The sequence below is a fragment of the Porphyromonas gingivalis ATCC 33277 genome, assembly GCF_000010505.1.
Classification (GTDB): Bacteria; Bacteroidota; Bacteroidia; order Bacteroidales; family Porphyromonadaceae; genus Porphyromonas; species Porphyromonas gingivalis.
In genome coordinates, this window is sequence record NC_010729.1 from 1,823,025 (window position 1) to 1,839,058 (window position 16,034).

General features: G+C 54.6%; 14 protein-coding genes. 9 read left to right on the top strand and 5 right to left on the bottom strand.

What is annotated here, in order from left to right; genetic code table 11:
* Nucleotides 1–179: 179 nt before the first annotated feature.
* Nucleotides 180–2,156, bottom strand: coding sequence for a transcription termination factor Rho (gene rho, locus PGN_RS07750; protein ID WP_012458421.1), 1,977 nt, complete (start codon nt 2,154–2,156; stop codon nt 180–182).
* A 676-nt stretch (nt 2,157–2,832) separates the two neighbouring features.
* On the opposite strand from rho, the gene PGN_RS07755 reads away from it, so the two are divergent.
* From PGN_RS07755 to PGN_RS07795, 9 genes are all read left to right on the top strand, one after another.
* Nucleotides 2,833–3,351: an HU family DNA-binding protein gene (locus PGN_RS07755; protein WP_012458422.1), complete on the top strand. Its 519-nt coding sequence runs from the start codon at nt 2,833–2,835 to the stop codon at nt 3,349–3,351.
* 32 nt (nt 3,352–3,383) lie between these two features.
* Nucleotides 3,384–4,379: a DUF6624 domain-containing protein gene (locus PGN_RS07760; protein ID WP_012458423.1), complete on the top strand. Its 996-nt coding sequence runs from the start codon at nt 3,384–3,386 to the stop codon at nt 4,377–4,379.
* Between the two features lie 40 nt (nt 4,380–4,419).
* A complete protein-coding gene (ftcD, locus tag PGN_RS07765) occupies nt 4,420–5,322 on the top strand; it encodes a glutamate formimidoyltransferase (protein ID WP_004584814.1) in 903 nt (300 codons plus the stop codon).
* A gap of 100 nt (nt 5,323–5,422) precedes the next feature.
* Entirely contained in the window at nt 5,423–6,694 is a 1,272-nt protein-coding gene (hutI, locus tag PGN_RS07770; RefSeq protein WP_012458424.1) for an imidazolonepropionase, read from the top strand.
* 93 nt (nt 6,695–6,787) lie between these two features.
* The gene (locus PGN_RS07775; protein ID WP_005874187.1) at nt 6,788–7,942 is read left to right on the top strand and encodes a nucleoside recognition domain-containing protein; all 1,155 of its coding nucleotides are present in this window, start codon (nt 6,788–6,790) and stop codon (nt 7,940–7,942) included.
* A 19-nt stretch (nt 7,943–7,961) separates the two neighbouring features.
* On the top strand, nt 7,962–9,110 hold the full coding sequence (locus tag PGN_RS07780; RefSeq protein ID WP_012458425.1) for an OprO/OprP family phosphate-selective porin: 1,149 nt from the start codon (nt 7,962–7,964) through the stop codon (nt 9,108–9,110).
* A 24-nt stretch (nt 9,111–9,134) separates the two neighbouring features.
* Nucleotides 9,135–9,764, top strand: a complete 630-nt coding sequence (locus tag PGN_RS07785; protein ID WP_004584810.1) for a cyclodeaminase/cyclohydrolase family protein — start codon at nt 9,135–9,137, stop codon at nt 9,762–9,764.
* Between the two features lie 2 nt (nt 9,765–9,766).
* Nucleotides 9,767–11,260 (top strand): histidine ammonia-lyase, encoded by a 1,494-nt coding sequence (gene hutH / locus PGN_RS07790; RefSeq protein WP_012458426.1) that lies wholly within the window; start codon nt 9,767–9,769, stop codon nt 11,258–11,260.
* Between the two features lie 200 nt (nt 11,261–11,460).
* On the top strand, nt 11,461–11,790 hold the full coding sequence (locus PGN_RS07795; RefSeq protein ID WP_005874159.1) for a cupin domain-containing protein: 330 nt from the start codon (nt 11,461–11,463) through the stop codon (nt 11,788–11,790).
* Nucleotides 11,791–11,912: 122 nt separating this feature from the next.
* On the opposite strand, the gene PGN_RS07800 is transcribed toward PGN_RS07795, so the two are convergent.
* The 4 genes from PGN_RS07800 to PGN_RS07815 all read right to left on the bottom strand — a co-directional run bounded on the left by PGN_RS07800 (nt 11,913) and on the right by PGN_RS07815 (nt 15,805).
* Nucleotides 11,913–13,091, bottom strand: a complete 1,179-nt coding sequence (locus tag PGN_RS07800) for a dicarboxylate/amino acid:cation symporter (RefSeq protein ID WP_012458427.1) — start codon at nt 13,089–13,091, stop codon at nt 11,913–11,915.
* A gap of 28 nt (nt 13,092–13,119) precedes the next feature.
* Entirely contained in the window at nt 13,120–14,226 is a 1,107-nt protein-coding gene (gene meaB, locus PGN_RS07805; protein WP_012458428.1) for a methylmalonyl Co-A mutase-associated GTPase MeaB, read from the bottom strand.
* Nucleotides 14,227–14,301: 75 nt separating this feature from the next.
* Entirely contained in the window at nt 14,302–15,390 is a 1,089-nt protein-coding gene (locus PGN_RS07810; protein ID WP_012458429.1) for a DUF1573 domain-containing protein, read from the bottom strand.
* A gap of 31 nt (nt 15,391–15,421) precedes the next feature.
* Nucleotides 15,422–15,805, bottom strand: a complete 384-nt coding sequence (locus PGN_RS07815; RefSeq protein ID WP_004584804.1) for a DUF1573 domain-containing protein — start codon at nt 15,803–15,805, stop codon at nt 15,422–15,424.
* Between the last annotated feature and the right edge of the window lie 229 nt (nt 15,806–16,034).

Below are 16,034 nucleotides of genomic sequence, written 5' to 3' on the forward strand. Positions count from 1 at the left end.
TATAGCAGGACGAAACCGTAAGCCGCACGGAGGAGACCGAAAGACGATATGCCCGGCTCTTCGACTTCCCTCCCCCTCGTCTGCCGGTCTGCATCCGGATAGAGGGCGGCTCGTCACTCAGAGTCTTGTCCGCTGCCGCCTCCTCTCTTGTCGGAGAGGAGGCGGCGGCAGGGAACTGATCAGTTGCTCATCGAGGCGAGGAACTCCATATTGGTATGCGTATTCTCCAGCTGCTTACGCACAAACTCCATGGCTTCGACAGGATTCATGTCGGAGAGGTACTTGCGCAGGATCCACATACGGTTCAGCGTGGTCTCGTCCTGCAGCAAGTCGTCGCGACGGGTACTGCTGGACATGATGTCCACGGCGGGGAATATGCGTTTGTTGGACAGGCGGCGATCGAGCTGCAGCTCCATATTGCCCGTACCCTTGAACTCTTCGAATATCACCTCGTCCATCTTAGAACCCGTGTCGGTCAGCGCCGTGGCCAGAATGGTGAGACTACCGCCGTTTTCGATGTTGCGAGCGGCACCGAAGAAGCGTTTCGGCTTCTGCAGGGCATTGGCATCGACACCACCGGAGAGCACCTTGCCCGATGCGGGCTGTACGGTATTGTATGCACGTGCCAGACGGGTGATGGAGTCGAGCAGGATGACTACGTCATGACCGCACTCCACCATTCTTTTGGCTTTGTTCAGGACGATCTCGGCGATCTTCACGTGACGCTCTGCCGGCTCGTCGAAGGTGGAAGCGATGACCTCGGCGTTCACGCTTCGCGCCATGTCGGTGACCTCTTCGGGACGCTCGTCGATGAGCAGGACGATCATGTACACTTCGGGGTGATTGGCTGCGATGGCATTGGCAATGTCCTTGAGGAGCATCGTCTTACCCGTCTTGGGCTGCGATACGATCAGGCCGCGCTGTCCTTTGCCTATGGGGGCGAAGAGATCTACGACGCGGACGGATATTTTATCGTTTACGGCACGGATGCCCGGTGCTTCGAGGGTGAACTTCTCCTCGGGGAAGAGGGGTGTGAGATGATCGAAGGGCACGCGGTCGCGGATCTCTTCGGGGCTGCGACCGTTCACACTCCGCAGCTGCACGAAGGGGAAGTACTTCTCCCCCTCTCTGGGCGGACGGATAGTACCTGCCACGACGTCGCCGGTCTTGAGTCCGTTGTGCTTGATCTGCTGCTGGGACACGTACACATCGTCCGGAGAGGACAGATAGTTGTAGTCCGAGGAGCGGAGGAATCCGTAGCCGTCGGGCATGATCTCCAGTACGCCCATGCACTCGAGGATGCCGTCGAAGTTGTAGAGAGGTTGCTGAGGTTCGCGACGGGGAGTCGGCACGCCGGCCGCCTGTCGCTGCCTGATCGGGCTGCTGCCGACCGGAGCACCGGCCGGTTTGGGCCTCTGCGGGGGCTGGGGAGAGCTGTACGGCAGCACCTGATCCAATACCGAGGAGCTGTTCTTGTGCCTGAATACGAGGCGGCGAGCACCGCCCTCATCGACGGCTCCGGCAGCAGGAGTCGTGGTGATGGACTCGATGGCGGGGGGAGGAGCGGGCGTCTCGGGCTTGGCATCGTCCTTGGCCGGCTCGCTCACGGGCGTCGTGGGAGGGGGAGACGGTGCCACGCGCGGGGTGGTCTCTGCCGGACGGGGAAGGGCTTTGGCAGGGGCTTTGGCAGGGGATGCTGTGGACGTTTTCGCCGCCGGCTTCCGCCCGGCACTCTCCTTCTCCGTTGCATTTGTCTCCTCTGCAGCAGCCAGAGCCACGAGCTGCTGCACATCTTCCCGGGTCTCTTCCGCTATCTCTTCCGCCGCTTTGCGAGGGCGGCCACGCTTGCGTTTGGCCTGAGCTTCCTCGTCGTTCGGCTCGGCAGGAGCGGCTGCGACGTCTTTGCTTTCGGGAGCTTCCTCCTCGGCGTTTTTGCGCGGACGACCCGGCTTGCGCCTTTCGGTGTGCCGGTCTTCCGTCGTTTTTTGTTTTTCCTTCCGGACGCCGGCTACACTGATAGCCTGCTCGTCGAGTATTTTGTAAATAAGTTCTTGTTTGGGCATTGAGCCGGCATTGGCAATACCCAGCTCGCCGGCTATAGCAGCGAGTTCAGCTTCAGCCTTCTCGTTCAAATCGACGATCGTGTACTTCTGCATAATAAATGATGATGAGCTTTTTAGAAATATGATAAGTGTTGATAGGGGGATACGGCATCTCGGAATGAGACTGTCAGGATACTCGATACCGCAGGACGAAAGGATAGAGAATAGGTGTCTATTTCGTTTTCCGTCGTGCAAATGTAAGAAATAAATCGAATGATGGTCTTACTCCCTCCGCCTTATTCGCCAGGGCCGGCTGCGCCTGCGTATGCTACGGCCCACGGGGGCGATGCGGAGAGTCGATCGCAAAGAGCGGGACGCCGCCCCCCCTTCGTCTCTATAAACGACACGGCAAGAGTATTTATTTTACTGTCTGCCGAATCGAACTATTTGGGTACCTTTGCCGCGGTTTGCAGACCGCCCCCGCAAGTCGTGGCCGCCCCCTCGGTCAGCCGCGTGCGGGAGGAGCCGACGCACCTCACGGGAGGAAGGCGAAGAGCCACCCCCGGGAAACGCCGGGACGTGGCCGTGGCCGTCTGCAATATCCCCTCGAAAAAACGTCTAGACGTTTTGCCCGAAACGTCTAGACCTTTTGCTCGAAACGTCTAGACGTTTTATTCGGAACGTCTAGACGTTTTCCTCCGAACGTCCAGACGTTTTTTTTCGGAGGACTTGAGGGATGTATCGGGTATGAGTGGTCATCAAATAATAAGAAACTAATAATAAGTAAGTTATGTCCCTAAAGTATGTGATCAAAAAGTCTGTCGCCAAGATCGGCCCCAAAGCCGGACAGACCATCTATTATGCCCAGCCGGCGGCACAAGACTCGGTAACCTTCCACAGCCTCTGCAAGCGAATAGCCGAGGAGTCGGCTCTGACCTCCGCCGACGTCAAAGGCATCCTGGACCGCCTCGTCAATATCCTTAGCGAGGAGCTGCCCAACGGCAAGACGGTTCGCATCGGCGAGCTGGGCAGCTTCCGCCTCTCGTTCGGTTCCAAACAATTGGACGACCCCAAGAATTTCTCTGTAGATCAGATCCAGAAGCACAGGCTCGTCTTCATCCCCTCGGCAGAGCTCAAGAGCATCCCCGCACGCGGCAAACTCCGCCCGGGGTCTTCAGCCCTGGCCTTCGACTACGAGCGTGTGGAGCCGCAGCCTAAGAAGAAACCCGGCACAGGCGACAATCAGACGCCCTCTCCCTCCACACCCGGCGGTGGCGGCGGACAGGGAGGCACCGGCGGCGGACTGTAACGAATCATCACACGGCAAAATACAGTTTGGAAATGTTTCGGATAAGTAGACTTGGCATTGTATTGCTTGTTTCTCTGATTGCTTGTAATCTTTCGAAAGCACAGAATACGACTAAAGACTTGATCAACCTGTCTATAAAGTATTTAGAACAGAACGATAGTACTGCTTTCAGAAAGACTTATCAGGATATTTTCATGCAGTACGTTACTGAAGCTTTATGCGCTCCCTTTGACAAAGCCATTCAGGATCGGGATCAAACATATATCCAAGCCCGGTTGGATAGTTTGACATCCGATCCTGAAGAGGATGCCTTTACCTATCATCTTCTCTCAAAGCCCGAATATCAGGCCTTCTATTACACTTTGCCACGATGGGAAGTATACAAGAGTTGGATCGACTCGGTCGAAAGGAATCCGCACGCGGATATGCGTAATGAAATCTGGCAGATTCAGCGCGAAGATCAAGGCATCAGAATTCTATGGCTCCGACTCCCTAACGAAACCGGCGATAACATTCGAAAGAAGGTACGAGACGAAATACTCCTCGTCGATAGGCAAAATACGGAACGAGCCATACATATTATAGACACATTCGGCGAGTGGCCGGGAGCAAATAGATTAGGATGTTCTGCTGACCAAACGCTTTGGCTCTGCATCCAACATGCCGATCAAAGGCCGGAAGTAGCTACTCGCTATCTGCCTATGCTCCAAAAAGCTGTCGAAGAAAAAAGAACAGACCCCATGCATTATGCCTACCTTGTGGATCGTATTCGAATGCACGAATGCAAGGAACAGATCTATGGGACACAAACCTATCACGTTAAGGAGGAGAACGGTAATAAGTTCTTTTTCGTCATTCCCATTGAAGATATAGACCATGTGGACGAACGTCGTGCAGGTATCGGGATGGATCCTCTTTCCGATTACGTCAATTCGATGGGATATGATTGGGATATAAGACAGTACAAGAAAGACTTGCCTAAAATATGGAAGTATTACAGGCATTCATGCAAAAAAAAGAAGAATTAAGTGGTAAGAACAACCAACCAACAAAAACAATAATACAGACATGGCATTATCAAGAATCATGGAGTGCGTGCCCAACTTCTCGGAAGGCCGCGACAAAGAGAAAATCGAAAAGATAGTAAACCCCTTCCGCACGCGCGAAGGCGTCAAGCTGCTGAACTATAGCAACGATGAGGATCACAACCGTCTCGTCGTGACCGTAGTGGGCGAACCCGAGCCCCTTCGGGAGGCAGTGCTCGAAGCCGTAGGCATAGCCGTAGAGCTGATCGACCTGACCAAACACACGGGTCAGCACCCCCGTATGGGCGCAGTGGACGTGATCCCCTTTATCCCCATCAAGAATGTGACTGCCGAAGACGCCGACGCCCTCGCCAAGGAGGTAGGCCGCACGATAGGCGAGAAGTACGGCGTGCCCGTATTCCTCTATGAGAAATCGGCTACCGCTCCCCACCGTGAGAACCTGGCCAAGATCCGCAAAGGCGAGTTCGAAGGCATGGCAGAGAAGATACACGAAGCCGACTGGCATCCCGACTTCGGCCCCGCCGATCGTCACCCGACAGCCGGCACCGTGGCAGTCGGTGCCCGTATGCCGCTCGTCGCTTACAACGTGAACCTCAATACGAACGACCTCTCCATCGCGGACGCCATCGCCAAGAAGGTACGTTTCCTCGGCGGCGGCCTGCGCTTCTGCAAGGCCATGGGCGTAGAGCTTACCGACCGCGGCATCGTGCAGGTGTCCATGAACCTGACGGACTTTACCAAGACGGCCGTCTATCGCGCTCACGAGATGGTACGCATGGAAGCCGCCCGATACGGCGTATCCGTCGTAGGCAGCGAAGTGATCGGACTCGTACCCATGCAGGCACTGATCGACTGTGCCGAATACTACCTCGGCATCGAAAACTTCTCCATGGATCAGATCCTCGAATCACGGATCATGGAGTAAACGTCAGCATGTTTTTTGTTTGAAGGATAGAGATACCACCCGCCACCCTCTTCCGGGTGGCGCGGTGGGGCTCTATCGGCAAGCTTCTTTACCGACACACATGCCTAACACCCCCCACACAATGAACCTCTACATCAAGAATATCGCCCAGCTCGTCACCTGCCAAGGCACCGAAGCCAAACACGGCCGCGAAGCCATGGGGCAGATACACACCATCGAAGGCCCTGCCGCAGTAGTTATCCGCGACGGCATCATCACCTTCGCCGGCCGCATGGCGGACGTAGCCCCGTCCATGACCGAAGGCTGCCGGGAGCTGGACGCCACGGGACGCTGCGTACTGCCGGGCTTTGTGGACAGCCACACCCATCTCGTCTTCGGAGGCTACAGGGAAGATGAGTTCCAATGGCGGCTCGCCGGCGACAGCTACATGAGTATCATGGAGCGCGGCGGAGGGATCGCCAGCACCATGCGCGCTACACGTGCCGAATCGGAAGACGAGCTGAAAGCATCGGCCCACCGGCACCTCTCCAATATGATGAAGATGGGCGTCACCACCGTAGAGGCCAAGAGCGGATACGGGATGAACCTCGAGACGGAGCTGAAGCAGCTGCGCGTAGTGCGCGACCTGCAGGACGAGCAGCCCCTCGACCTCTACTCCACCTTCATGGGAGCACATGACACTGCGCCCGAATACAAAGGACGTCCCACCGAATTCATCGAGTACCTCTGCCGCGAAGTACTGCCCGAAGTCGTACGACAGAACTTGGCCGAGTGCTGCGACATCTTCACCGAGAAGGGCGTATTCGATCACGAACAGACCCGACGCATGCTCACGGCCGCCAAGGAAGCAGGGCTCTCCGTCAAGATGCATGCAGACGAGATCGTGCCATTCGGCGGAGCTGAGCTGGCTGCCGAACTGGGATGCCTCTCGGCAGATCATCTGCTTCGGATATCCGACGCGGGAATCAAGGCCCTGGCCGAAAGCAACACCGTGGCCACACTGCTACCGTGTACCGCCTTCAGCCTCCGTGCCGACTACGCTCCGGCCCGTAAGATGATCGACGCCGGCTGTGCCGTTGCACTGGGAAGCGACCTCAATCCGGGCAGTTGCTTCTCGGCTTCCGTCCCCCTCATGTTTGCCCTTGCCACCCTCTACATGGGCATGACCGTCGAAGAAGCCATCACGGCCCTCACGATCAACGGGGCTGCAGCCATAGGAAGAGCCGATACGATCGGCAGCATCGAGCCGGGCAAGAAGGGCGACCTCGTCGTACTCCAATACCCATCGTACAAATTCCTCTCCTATCACTTCGGTATGAACCTCGTGGAGCATACCGTCAAAGGAGGCAGGGTCGTCTACACCAACTCATAATCCACACGGCAAAGACCGGAGCGGAGCACCGAACGAAGCTCCGCTCCGGCCTTGTCTTTTCCCCACCAAAAACCACCGCATACATTATTATAAATGGAGACAAGATCTCAACACAAGAAACTGACGTTCAGGCGTCATCTCTTCGAAGCCCTCGGCTTCATCATTCTCTTCTTCGCCATATTCGGCTATGTAGGGCATGTCATGGGTCTGCCCAATATGCTCAATACGATTATGCAGACCTCCTATCACCTCCTGCTCGAGACCGTATTCTATATTATGGGTATCACGGTACTGAGCGGAGCCTTGGGCAGTCTGCTCGTGGAGTTCCATGTCGTGGATATGCTCGAGCGTATCCTCAGGCCCCTGATGAAGCCCCTTTACAACCTGCCGGGCGTGTCAGCACTCGGAGGCATCCTCACCTTCCTTAGTGACAATCCCGCCATCATCTCTCTGGCACAGGATCGCAAGTTCTGCTCCTACTTCAAGAAATATCAGCTCGTCAGCCTCACCAACTTCGGTACGGCTTTCGGCATGGGTATGGTCGTTATCATCTTCATGGCAGGACAGGGCTACGGCAGCGGTGCCATCATCGGCCTCTTCGGAGCCATCATCGGCAGTATCGTCAGCACTCGTCTGATGCAGCGGAGCACGCTCCGCCGCTATCCGGAAATGGACAGTCCGGTCAATGTGGAGGAGATGCAGCACGAGGAAACGAAAGAGCATAAGGAGAACCTTTTCCTGCGTATGCTCAATGCCGTACTGGACGGCGGCAAGACGGGTGTAGACCTCGGTATCGCCATCATCCCCGGCGTACTCATCATCAGTACGGCCGTTATGATGCTCACCAACGGACCTGCCGGACCCGACGGCACCTTCGCCGGCAAGGCATACGAAGGCGTCGGCCTGCTGCCGGCCCTTGCCGACAAGGTGGACTTCCTCTTCCGCTGGCTCTTCGGCTTCACCGATTCCCGCCTCATCGCCTTCCCGATCACCGCGCTCGGTGCAGTCGGTGCAGCCCTCGGACTGGTACCCAACTTCTCGGCGCAAGGTATCCTGGACGGCAATGCAGTAGCCGTTTTCACCGCCATGGGTATGTGCTGGAGCGGCTTCCTCAGTACGCACACGGCCATGCTCGACAGTCTCAAGTACCGCCGCCTCATCACACAGGCGATCGGAGCACATGCGATCGGCGGACTAGTCGCCGGCATATTCGCCCATTGGCTCTTTGTCCTCATCTCGCTCATTTGATTCGATACCCGACCAACGTATGAACAAATCGCTATTATCATTGGCATGCCTCATCCTGTGCGGTATGCCGGCCATCGCCCAACAGACAGGACCGGCCGAACGCAGCGGCGAGCCTTCTCTGGCCGAACGTGTATTCGGTCTGGAGCAGAAGCAGAAAAAGCTGAAGGTGTACTTAGGCCTACAGTCGTTCTACGACCAGCCGCTTGTCGATGACGAATCCCACATCGGACACTTCAAGGTACAGGAGCTGCGGATGTCTGCTCATGGCGAACTGAACCGCCACCTCAGCTTCGACTGGCGACAACGTCTCAACCGTGCCGCCGACGGCACTTCGTTTGCCGACAATCTCTCCAATGCCATCGACATCGCAGGTGTGGACTGGCACCCGAACGACAAGGTGTCTTTCTTCTTCGGACGTCAGTACGCGCGTTTCGGAGGGATAGAATACGACATGAACCCCGTAGAGATCTACCAGTACAGCGACCTTGTGGATTACATGACCTGCTATACTTCGGGCGTGAACTTCGCATGGAACTTCCACCCCGAACAGCAGCTGCAGCTACAGGTACTCAATGCTTACAACAACCGCTTCGCCGACCGCTACCACGTGACACCCGATGTCGCTACCGCCACGAGCTACCCGCTCCTCTACTCGGCACAGTGGAACGGTACCCTCCTCGGAGGAGCACTGCACATGCGTTACGCCGTGTCGATGGCTCACCAGGCCCAAGAGCGTAATATGTGGTACTTCACTGCAGGCAACCTGTTCAATCCGGGCAAACGGATCAACGGATACCTCGACCTCACCTACTCGATCGAGGGATTGGACGACAAAGGCATTATGACTGCTCGCTACGGCAAGGGCAAGACCCTCACGGACGTCAAGTACTATGCTCTGGTATCGAAGTGGAACTTCCGCATTTTCGATCAGGTCAATCTCTTCCTCAAAGGCATGTACGAGAACGGCTACGCGCCTGCCCAATACGGCGAGAGCAGCCACACGCGCCACTCCTACGGCTATATGGGAGGGGTGGAATATTACCCCACGGAGACCAACTTCCGTCTGTTCGTCACCTACATAGGACGGCATTACCGGTACAGTGCGACCGAGACGGAAAGCACCAATGCTCTTCGCGCCGGTCTGATCTATCAGATACCTTTCTTATAATAATCACCAAACATTCACGTAATAATGATTCTAACAGATCTTACAGTAAAAGGCTTCCTCGCCGAGACAGCAGGCCAGGAACCCGTACCCGGCGGAGGCAGTATCTCCGCTCTGAACGGCTCAATTGCAGCAGCATTGGCCGAGATGGTGGCTAACCTGACTATAGGCAAGAAGAAGTACGTCGAGGTGGAAGCAGAGATGCAGACTATCGCTACCGAAGCTGCCGCCATACAGAAAGAACTGGTATTGGATATCGACCGCGACAGCGATGCTTATAATAAGGTATTCGCCGCCTTCAAGCTCCCCAAGGAAACGGAGGAAGAGAAGGCCGTTCGCTCGGCTCAGATTCAGGAGATGACCAAATATGCGGCGTCCGTACCTATGGAGGTGGCTCGGCGTGTACACAGTCTGTTGCCGCTGATCGAAGCAGTCGTAGCCAAAGGCAATCAGAATGCCATTACGGACGGATGTGTAGCCATGATGTGCGCTCGCACGGCTATCATCGGTGCCCTGCTGAATGTTCGTATCAACCTGACGTCTATCAAGGACGAGGATTTCGTCAAGACGCATACGGAAGAAGCCAATGCGATCGAAGCCGATGCTATACGTCGCGAGGCCGAGATATTGGCTATCACCAAAAAAGCATGCGAATAACGATGGCACGTACCTCTTTTCAAGTTGGTTCCGAACCGCTCTCTCTGGATCTGCTTCGCGAATATCTGGATAGTCGCTTCAAGCTGGAACTCTCAGCCGATGCCGTAAGACGTATCGAGCACTGCCGCCATTATCTGGACGAGAAAGTGAAGCAGTCGGACAAACCCATATACGGCGTGACCACCGGCTTCGGCTCTCTCTGCAACAGGACAATTACACCGGATCAGCTTACCGCCTTACAGGAGAACCTCGTCAAGAGTCATGCCTGTAGCTGCGGCACGCCCGTTCATGAGGACATCGTGCGCCTGATGCTTCTGCTCAAAGCTCATGCCCTCCAGTTGGGACACAGTGGCGTACAGCTATGCACCGTGCAGCGTATTCTGGACATGCTCAATAACGACGTGCTCCCCATCGTTTACGATCGCGGTTCGCTCGGCGCATCGGGCGACCTCGCCCCTCTGGCCAATCTCTTCCTGCCGCTTATAGGTGAGGGAGAAGTCATGTACAAGGGAGAGAAGCGCAATGCCTGCAATGTGATGCAGGAGTTCGGCTGGGAGAAGATCATCCTCAAGAGCAAAGAAGGCTTGGCTCTGCTCAATGGTACGCAGTTCATGAGCAGTCATGGCGTCTACGCCCTCCTCAAGGCACACCGTCTTGTAGAGGTAGCAGACTGTATCGGTGCACTCTCGCTCGAAGCTTTCGATGGCTTGGATGCCCCCTTTACCGACAACCTCCACATCATACGTCCTCACCCCGGACAGTTGGCCGTAGCTCGTCACCTGAAGGAAGTTCTTAAAGGTAGCGAGCAGATAGCCCGCCCGAAGAAGCAGGTACAGGATCCGTACAGCTTCCGCTGTATGCCGCAGGTTCACGGAGCCAGCCGCGATGCCATTGCCTACGTTACAGAGGTAGTCATTCGAGAGATCAACTCCGTGACCGACAATCCCACGGTCTTCCCCGATGAAGATCTTGTCGTATCGGGTGGTAACTTCCACGGCCAACCTCTTGCCATCGTATATGATTTTCTGGCTATAGCCTTGGCTGAACTGGGCAATATCAGCGAACGTCGCACGGCTCAGCTCATACTCGGTCTGCGCAATCTGCCTGAGTTCCTCGTAGCCAATCCCGGTCTGAACAGCGGATTCATGATACCGCAGTATGCAGCCGCAGCTATGGTGAGCAAGAACAAGATGTACTGTTTCTCCGCAGCCAGCGATAGTATCGTCAGTAGCAACGGGCAGGAAGACCACGTTTCTATGGGAGCCAACGCAGCAACGAAGCTGCTTCCGATCATAGAAAACCTGGAGATGATCTTCGCCATCGAACTCCTCGATGCGGCCCAAGCCTTCGAATTCCGCCGTCCGACCAAGACGTCTCCGTACTTGGAGAAGATGCTCGGCGAGCTGCGCAAGGTAGCTCCCAAGGTGGAGGACGATGTAGTCATGTACAAACAGATACAGGCAGCCACGGAGTTCGTTCGCGAATATGCTTTCTAACGAACCCCGCTTCTCCCGCTGATTCCTTACGCTGAGGGGAGGGAGATACAGGCTTTCCGAATGCAAGAAAGAGAAGGTGTGCCACGAAGTATTTTCGTTTGGCACACCCTCTTCTCATATAGGGTCGCTCCGACGCAATAAGGGTAATGCCATGCCCGTTTACAAGACATGAGATCAGACTAAACAATCGAAAACAAACAATGACAAAAGAAACATACCCCAAAGCTACTGTCCTCGACATATCGGCATCAGTAGAGTATTCCGACGGCGGAATCATCAGCAAACAAGTACTTAAGAACGAAGTAGGCAACATTACTCTCTTCTCCTTCGACCAAGGGCAGGGACTGAGCGAACACACAGCACCTTTCGATGCCTTCGTACAGATATTGGAAGGGGAAGCGGAAATAAGAATCGGAGGCCAACCTCTTCTCCTCAAAGCCGGCCGGTCCGTCATCATGCCGGCCAACGTCAGCCATGCACTCCATGCTACGAAACGCTTCAAGATGCTCCTCACCATGATCCGCGGCTGAAAACGGGCAGACATATACTGCGCCATCCTGTGGACGTAAAGCCTCCAACAAATAAACAAAGGAGAGGAGACCTATACATGCCGACAGTCTCCTCTCCTTTCTTTTTCTTCCTAACCTCTTGTCTACCTTGCGACTGCTTGCCTCTTGCGCATCATGAGTTTGTCCACGATCAGCGAGATAGCACCGTCGCCTGTGACATTACAAGCCGTACCGAAGTTGTCCATGGTTATATACAATGCTATCATGAGTGCCTGTAAGGACTCATCGAAACCGAGCATACTCTGCAAAACGCCCAAAGCTGCCATGATGGCTCCACCCGGTACTCCCGGAGCTGCCACCATCGTAATACCGAGCATAAAGATAAATCCGGTAAACAGACCTGCATCATAAGGCATCCCCTGCATGATCATCAGTGCCAAAGCGCAACAAGTGATCTTGAGCGTGCTACCGCTCAAGTGAATCGTAGCACAGAGAGGGATCGTAAAGCCTGCTATCTCTTCCGATACACCGCACTTCACCGCACTCTTGAGCGTGACGGGAATAGTGGCTGCCGAAGACTGCGTACCGAGAGCGGTGAAATAAGCCGGCATCATTCGCCACAGCATCCTGAAAGGATTCTTCTTGGCAATGAATCCTGCCACAGAGTATTGGAAGATCAGCAGGATGATATGAAGACCGAAAATGATACCGATGATACTAAGGAAGACGGACAACACCTTTACCACTTCGCCCTGATGGGTCATATTCAGAAAGATCCCGAAGATATAGATGGGCAGCAATGGGATAATAACCTTGGCGATCAACTTGGTGATAATCTCCTGAAAATCCTGCATCATTCCCTTCATGCCACGGCTTTCCATGCCGGCCAAACCCAGACCGAGTACGAAAGAGAGGACAAGAGCTGTCATCACGCTCATCATCGGCGGTATGGCGATAGAGAAGTAAGGCTGTACTCCTTGCGACTGAGTGACATCGCTCATACCCGTACCGGGAGAAATCAAAGACGGGAAGAAAGCATTGCCGGCGAAGTAGGCGAATAGGCCTGACAACACCGTAGCCATATAGGCTATCAGCACGGTGATAAGAAGCATCCTGCCGGCACCTTTCCCGATGTCGGCAATAGCCACCGTCACCAATCCGAGGATAATCAGCGGAATGGAGAAGCCGAGCAGTTCGCTGAAGAGAGCATTGAACGTGACGAAGATCCGAATAAACGGGAAGCTGAAGAGGTTGCCGAAGCCGATACCGAGGACAATGGCCAATATGATCTTGGGCAAGAGGCCGATCCGTAGTTTACGCATATGGTTGGGGGTTGCTTGATCAAGAAGATTATTTGTTGGAAATATAGCGGAAGTAGGCATCCAGCAGACGACGGGCAGCGACGAAACTCGTGGCACGATCTTCCAACACAGCCTCTTCGACCTCCGGTATGAGGCTCTGAACCTCTGTACTGTTGTAGAACGAATCGCGCAGTTCGTCGTTGATCGTCTCGTACATCCACCACTTGGCCTGACGCTGACGTTTCAGTCGGAAGAATCCGTTGTCCGTCGTAAAATGGCGGTACTCGTCGATCATATCCCAAATATCCTTGATGCCGATGGCATAATAGCCTGAATAGGTGAGGACTCGCGGCTTCCATCCCGATTCGGCCTGTGGGAATAGCCGAAGAGCATTCCGATAATGCGAAGCCGCCAGATTGGCCTTATCGATATTGTCTCCGTCCGCTTTATTGACGATGATGCCATCGGCCATCTCCATAATCCCGCGCTTGATACCCTGAAGTTCATCCCCCGTACCGGCCAGTTGGATCAGCAGGAAGAAGTCCACCATCGAATGAACAGCAGTTTCGCTCTGGCCCACTCCTACCGTCTCTACAAAGATCGTGTCGAATCCGGCCGCTTCACACAGCACGATGGTCTCACGCGTCTTGCGTGCCACGCCACCCAGCGAACCGGCAGCAGGACTGGGACGAATAAAGGCATTCTTCTCTCGAGAGAGCTGCTCCATACGGGTCTTATCGCCCAGAATACTCCCTTTGGATCTCTCGCTGCTGGGGTCTATGGCCAGCACGGCAAGCTTCCGTCCCTGCTTGATGAGATGCATACCGAAAGCATCGATCGAAGTACTCTTGCCCGCTCCGGGTACTCCGGTAATGCCGATACGCATGGAGCGGCCGGCATGAGGCAGGCACTGCTCTATGATCTGCTGTGCCGTATCCTGATGCATGGGCAGGAGACTTTCCACGAGCGTGACGGCACGGCTCAGGATGGTTATATCACCGGCCAAAATGCCGTCCACATAGTCCTTGACCGTCAGCTTCTTGCGTCTTGTCCTATTCAGGTAGGGATTGATGATGGGCATATTGGAAACGCCCTTGTTCACTTTCAGTCCCTTATAGCAACCATCATTTTCGGGATGATGAAGTAGTTCGTCCATAGTTATTGTTCTGTTTATCAGATCTGCGGCAATCTCGCTTGCAGTACCGCTTGGCAGCAGCTCTACGGGGAAAAGCTACAGTTCGGCTTTGACCTTGATACGACGTAGCGGAGCCTGCGGATCGTTGCAAATAATGGAAATATCGGCAGCTATACTCTGCCACCCCTCAGCCTTCATCACCTGCGGATCCACAGCGATGCGCAATAGTGTGCTTCCGCCGGGCTTTATCTCCGTCCGGTCGGGTACGGCAGTCAAAGCCGGATTGCGTGTGGTGACGCTATGCAATCGGAGAGGGCCGGCACCGACGTTGCGAATCTCTATCGCAGCCTTTGTCGTCTCTCCATCCAACTGTCCCATGTCCAAATAGGTGCTGAGTTCCATAACGCCTGTTTGGGCTGCAGTGAGGGCAAGGAAATTGTCCACCAGCGGCAAAGAGACCAAGACGGAATCAACGGCTTTTATTCCTGTTTCGGGAGAGGTTACCTCCAAAACGAGAGGCTCGTCCTTCATCCCCGGAGGCATATTGCGAAGTACGGCAAGCGAAAGATTCAGCTCTCTGGGCTCACGAGCTTGCAGCCGGAATGCCCGATCGTCCAGCGATACAAATGAAGGTAGCGATACGACAGCAACTTGCAGGTCGGACTCATCCGTATTGTTCACCACCAACCGTACCACCCCCTCATCTTCAGGCATGGAAATAGGGAAAAGCAGGCGAGCATTGCTCACCTGTAGCGGCCCTATCGCCAAGACATAGGCATGCGGTATGGCACCACCGAGGGTCGTAACCGTGCCGCTTATACTGAGCTCCAGCGGTGAAGATGGCGCGTTGGAGAAAACCCGAATCCGCTTGACGAAAGCTCCTGACCGACCGACAGGATCGAAGAGGACGCGGATCTCCGCTTCCTCTCCGGGAGCGATGGCTTCCTCCGGCCACGTCGGAGTGGTACAGCCACAATCGGCCGTCACACGAGTGATGAGCAAAGGAGCGGTACCGCTGTTGCGAAACTTGAAGCTATGCCCTACCGATCCTTTTTCTTCCGGAATCAGGCCAAAGTTAAAGGACTGCTCCTCGACCTGTATTTCCGGACTCTCCTGAGCTGTCAGCAACAGAGGAGTCAATAGGAAAAGGAAGAAGAGCAGCCCTCGAAATGTACTGACGATCATACGCCTTGTACTACTTGCAGAGCTATGCTATTTATTCTACAACCCCTTTGATGCGTAGCGTAAAGGTACCATCCTTACCATTGCTGTACACGGCTATGGTCTTTACGAACTGACCCGGACGGCCGGCAGGATTATATGTGACGTCTATTTTGCTTGTCTGACCCGGAGCGATGGGCTCTTTGCTGAACTGGGGTGTCGTGCAGCCGCAAGATGCCACTACGCGAGTGATCACCAAGGGAGCATCTCCCGTATTCTTGATAACGAAAGTGTGAGTCACACTGCCATCTGCTTCTTTGATCGTACCGAAGTCATGCTCCACATTGTCCGAAGAGATGACTGCTTTCTTTGCGTTTTGCGCCGTAGCTACTCCTATTCCGATAAGGAGTGCGATCATTACAAAAACGATTCGTTTCATAGTTCTATTCTTTTTGAAATAAGATTTTACACGCTGAAAATTCAAACCGGCATACACGGCATTTTGCCCGAATTTTCGTATGCCTATCGCAACAAAGGTACATTTTTCTTTTATTGTAAAGGTCTATTTAGCATTTTTATGCAGGCACAGCAGCAGCCATTCGACCCATCGTTTACCGCTCCGGATCGGCGTCCAGGCAGAATACCGACATTCCGAAGAGCTGAGAGAG

Excerpts from the sequence above, each read along its gene's own strand:
- rho (WP_012458421.1), bottom strand. The coding sequence starts at position 2,156 with ATGCAGAAGTACACGATCGTCGATTTGAACGAGAAGGCTGAAGCTGAA.
- PGN_RS07755 (WP_012458422.1), top strand. The coding sequence starts at position 2,833 with ATGTCCCTAAAGTATGTGATCAAAAAGTCTGTCGCCAAGATCGGCCCC.
- PGN_RS07760 (WP_012458423.1), top strand. The coding sequence starts at position 3,384 with ATGTTTCGGATAAGTAGACTTGGCATTGTATTGCTTGTTTCTCTGATT.
- ftcD (WP_004584814.1), top strand. The coding sequence starts at position 4,420 with ATGGCATTATCAAGAATCATGGAGTGCGTGCCCAACTTCTCGGAAGGC.
- hutI (WP_012458424.1), top strand. The coding sequence starts at position 5,423 with ATGCCTAACACCCCCCACACAATGAACCTCTACATCAAGAATATCGCC.
- PGN_RS07775 (WP_005874187.1), top strand. The coding sequence starts at position 6,788 with ATGGAGACAAGATCTCAACACAAGAAACTGACGTTCAGGCGTCATCTC.
- PGN_RS07780 (WP_012458425.1), top strand. The coding sequence starts at position 7,962 with ATGAACAAATCGCTATTATCATTGGCATGCCTCATCCTGTGCGGTATG.
- PGN_RS07785 (WP_004584810.1), top strand. The coding sequence starts at position 9,135 with ATGATTCTAACAGATCTTACAGTAAAAGGCTTCCTCGCCGAGACAGCA.
- hutH (WP_012458426.1), top strand. The coding sequence starts at position 9,767 with ATGGCACGTACCTCTTTTCAAGTTGGTTCCGAACCGCTCTCTCTGGAT.
- PGN_RS07795 (WP_005874159.1), top strand. The coding sequence starts at position 11,461 with ATGACAAAAGAAACATACCCCAAAGCTACTGTCCTCGACATATCGGCA.
- PGN_RS07800 (WP_012458427.1), bottom strand. The coding sequence starts at position 13,091 with ATGCGTAAACTACGGATCGGCCTCTTGCCCAAGATCATATTGGCCATT.
- meaB (WP_012458428.1), bottom strand. The coding sequence starts at position 14,226 with ATGGACGAACTACTTCATCATCCCGAAAATGATGGTTGCTATAAGGGA.
- PGN_RS07810 (WP_012458429.1), bottom strand. The coding sequence starts at position 15,390 with ATGATCGTCAGTACATTTCGAGGGCTGCTCTTCTTCCTTTTCCTATTG.
- PGN_RS07815 (WP_004584804.1), bottom strand. The coding sequence starts at position 15,805 with ATGAAACGAATCGTTTTTGTAATGATCGCACTCCTTATCGGAATAGGA.